6 protein-coding genes are annotated in these 3,505 nt (G+C 54.0%); all 6 read left to right on the forward strand.

Annotated features, from left to right (window positions below; genetic code table 11):
• Positions 1–212, forward strand: a 212-nt coding sequence (locus ACYVE4_RS24300) for an N-acetylmuramidase domain-containing protein (protein ID WP_461042857.1), incomplete at its 5' end; no start/stop codon positions are given.
• Between the two features lie 33 nt (positions 213–245).
• A complete protein-coding gene (locus tag ACYVE4_RS24305; protein ID WP_461042858.1) occupies positions 246–650 on the forward strand; it encodes a hypothetical protein in 405 nt (134 codons plus the stop codon).
• 5 nt (positions 651–655) lie between these two features.
• Complete coding sequence (locus ACYVE4_RS24310; protein ID WP_461042859.1) at positions 656–1,036, forward strand: hypothetical protein; 381 nt, start codon at positions 656–658, stop codon at positions 1,034–1,036.
• Positions 1,036–1,926, forward strand: coding sequence for a hypothetical protein (locus ACYVE4_RS24315; RefSeq protein WP_461042860.1), 891 nt, complete (start codon positions 1,036–1,038; stop codon positions 1,924–1,926). Before ACYVE4_RS24310 ends, ACYVE4_RS24315 begins: the two co-directional genes overlap by 1 nt.
• A 6-nt stretch (positions 1,927–1,932) precedes the next feature.
• Positions 1,933–2,439, forward strand: coding sequence for a hypothetical protein (locus ACYVE4_RS24320; RefSeq protein WP_461042861.1), 507 nt, complete (start codon positions 1,933–1,935; stop codon positions 2,437–2,439).
• A 62-nt stretch (positions 2,440–2,501) separates the two neighbouring features.
• Positions 2,502–3,505, forward strand: a 1,004-nt coding sequence (locus ACYVE4_RS24325) for a hypothetical protein (RefSeq protein WP_461042862.1), incomplete at its 3' end; no start/stop codon positions are given.

Genomic DNA, 3,505 nt, shown 5'->3' on the forward strand with positions numbered 1-3,505 from the left:
ATGTGCACGAGTTCGTCGATTTCCTAAAAACGGGTGAGTCGGCCCAATTGATGGCGTTTTGTAAATTCTTAATCAGCAAAGTCCTCGACAAAAAACTCCGAAAAGGGGATCTGAATGGCTTTTGCATTGGCTACAATGGGAACGATGCCATCATCAACGGCTACCCCAAGAAAATAGCCGCCCGGGTCGCCTGGCACACGGCCAACCCCTAAAATTTAACCTTGTAAACTGCTCACCCCCTGCTCATGAAACGCATTCGTCAAACCATAACCCGTAGCACAGCTGGCCTGCTCACCCCAGCCCAGTATCTACTGATCCTTTCCTGGTTGGAGCAGGTGGGCGTTTGGATTCTGACCATCAACTGGGATAAACTGCCCTACGCCTTTGCCGGGGCGACGATCGCTACACTGAAAAGCAAAAAAGATGCGTCCGGTCAGGTTATTCATAAACCCTTCTGGGAGTGGGCGTCTATTGCCCTTGGGGGGACCATCATTGGCATGTCAGCCTGGAAAGATGTCGTGAATTTCACCAAACTAACACCCGAATTCAGTACGCTCATTGCCGGGTTGATCGGCTGGCTACTGGCGGATATCATCTTGAAGCAGGCTAAAACCCAGCTGACGGACAATTCCTCAACCCCTAAACCCTAATCGCCATGTTACTACACAACTCGGCCTTCTGGCTAAGCGAAGTGGGCCTGATGCTCACCTTTATTAGCTGCACGCTGCTGGCCTACCGATTTCGTCAGAATAGTCTGGTGATGATTCCGCTCTGGATCGTTACCATCGCGACCATTATGCTCTTTGTTCATCCGCTTCAGTATGCGGCCATTTTAGGAAGTCCCCTGTACAGTGCGCTTATTTTTTTAATAAGCCTAAGCACTGGTGGGGCTGGCTGGTATTACAGTTGGCTGGGAAAGCAGCCGGGCACAAGCCAGGAGCAGCTCACGAGTCAGAAGGTATTTACTTGGTCGGCCGTGTTTAGCGGTCTGCTGCTGTCGTATGTGATTTGGAAACTTAAACAGTCGGGCCGATAATGAACACGTTTCAGCTCACGATTCAAGGCAAACGGTTTGCTTATAAGGGACCTTCCACCTGGTCGGAGCTTTCAGCCCGTCAGGCAGTAATCCTGATGCGGGTTCGGGATCGGGTTCAGACTGAACTGGAGCTGTTGTTTGTGGTCCTCGAACTGCTGTACGGCATGCATTCGGCACAGCAGCGGTGGCTGTTCGACGAGGGTTTTCTTCGCCGAAAAGGACTTTCCGAAGAAGGCCGATTACTGGCGCTGGCGAATGGTCAGGCGTTGCTGGACGAATTGACCTGGATCGGGGAAACCCTACCAGGTAGCAAATTCCTCGTCCCTCAGTTTCGGTTGTACGATTTTCAGTTTGGATCAGCGAAGGTGCTCAGGGAGCGGCTGCTTCACCTAACAGTGTACCATAGCCCTGGTGAAGCCCTGAACAATAGTACGTTCGGGGAATTTATGTGCGCGGAAGAGGCCTACAAAGCCCAGAACTGGGCGGAGCTGGCGGCTGTCTTGTACAGACCATCTGGTAAATCGGCTCCTGATGATAAGCGGGAACGGTTTGAAAAAACCGCTGTCGACGGCCGGGCAGAATTGTTCACCAGGCTCGATCCGGCTTTGTTATCGCTGATTAAGACACAGTACGAAGCCAGCCAGCAGGAGATATACGCCTGTTTTCCGAACGTGTTTATTTCCAAAGAGCCGAACGAAACAGCTACTACTACCGAAGAACCATCCAAAGGCAACTGGCTGGAGGTGACGCTGAACATGGCCAAATGCGATCCGACCAAAGTGATCGACATCGAGAATGTGAATGTGTACCTGGCCCTAAAGTCGCTGGATCTGCAAATTCGGCAGGCCGACGAGTTGGAAGAGCAGCTGACCGAAATGCGTAAACAGTAACCCATCATGACCGAGCCCGAATACATTGCTTATTTTGAAAATCTGGCCACCCGAAATGTGGACATCCGGCATAATCCAGAAAATCGCAAAGCCTTTTTCGTGGTCGATGACGATAACCGATCGGAACTCGAGAACGCGATTCGCAATGAACTGGATCTACCGGCCCTTCTGCTGGATCAATACTATGACGATCAGGACACCGAGGCCGATAACAACCGACTCAAAGTGCTGGGTGGACTAAGCGTGGTTTGCCGTTGTGATGCCAAGGATACCCAGAGCGTTCGGGCTGCCCGAGCCGAAGGTCGCCGAATCGCCCGCAGTTTTTTGAACAAAGTCCGGAAAGATTGCCGGTATGGGGGTGCCCTCTACAGTCAGCAGGTGATGATCTCCTTTTCCGCCCAGGGCGAAAAAACACCCATCATCGGCGATGGTTCGGCCACGGGCTGGGGCTATGGATTTGATCTGACCATGCCCGATCAGGTAGCGGTTAATCCCGACGACTGGCTGGACTAGCCGTGGGCGTGTCTCACCCGGTGTCGCGGCCTTAAGGGAGCCTGGCGTTGATTTTCGCGGCTATGGCCGACGTTACCCTGCTGTCAACTCCCGATCTCCATGCCCTCGCCAAAGCCGGTCGAACGACCTACCGGTTCGAAGGCGCGGGTCGGTATCAGACATTAGGGGTGAAAGCCGTCAATGCGCTGGGGTTTAACCAGGCCGTTCCCGATGGGACCATCATTACGCTGCAGTGGGGCGAAAAAACCTACACCTTAACGGCCAGAACCGTGCCGGCCGCCCAGGGCGAATTCCCGGCGGGCGATGGCTCAGCGGAGTACGTCGACAATCTGGCGGATCATTTCGCTCACTACTTCCCCATCCGGGAAGATTTTACGGTTTCCCGGTCCACAGTTGGTTTAGTGAAGTTTATCAACTTCACGGCCAAACAGGCGGGTAAAGCCTACAACATGACGGCCGTGCTGCCGGGTGGTGCCGGTTCTCCCTACTACGCGCTGGGCCGAACCACCGACGGCGCTGATCCCCTGATTCGCACGCAGTACTCCATCTACACCGAGATCTGGCTACAGAATCCCGGTACCGATGGAACGGACCTGGCAGCGCATTATACCCGCATCAATCAGGCCTACCTGGAAACCGATGCCAATGGCGATGCGGAGATCAACGTCGGCAATATTCTCTACGATTGGCTGACGGCCGATCTACCCAGCTGGAGCTTTTTAAATCCCACTGTTTCTCAGTTTTCCGCGCGTAAGTACTATGTCACCTACGGCGAGGCCTGGGGGTTCCCGTTGCAGGTGGGTCAAATCAAAGCCGACCAGGTGCGCTACATCTACCTGGGCGGGGCCGACTACGTGCACAAAGGGCTGTTTGGCTACGAACTGCTCCAGTTTTCAGGCTCAGCCGGGGCCAATAAAGCGCTTCGCTTCGGGGCACAGACCCGCTACATTCTGGCCGATGAGCCCCAGTTTTTAACGTTTGTCAACCTCAAGAGTACGCCCCTGGCCATGAACCTGGTGGCCACAATGACGTTCGATGACGATGAGACGCTGGAGCTTGAAGAACT

Source organism: Spirosoma harenae, from assembly GCF_054776975.1.

Excerpts from the sequence above, each read along its gene's own strand:
- ACYVE4_RS24305 (WP_461042858.1), top strand. The coding sequence starts at position 246 with ATGAAACGCATTCGTCAAACCATAACCCGTAGCACAGCTGGCCTGCTC.
- ACYVE4_RS24315 (WP_461042860.1), top strand. The coding sequence starts at position 1,036 with ATGAACACGTTTCAGCTCACGATTCAAGGCAAACGGTTTGCTTATAAG.
- ACYVE4_RS24310 (WP_461042859.1), top strand. The coding sequence starts at position 656 with ATGTTACTACACAACTCGGCCTTCTGGCTAAGCGAAGTGGGCCTGATG.
- ACYVE4_RS24320 (WP_461042861.1), top strand. The coding sequence starts at position 1,933 with ATGACCGAGCCCGAATACATTGCTTATTTTGAAAATCTGGCCACCCGA.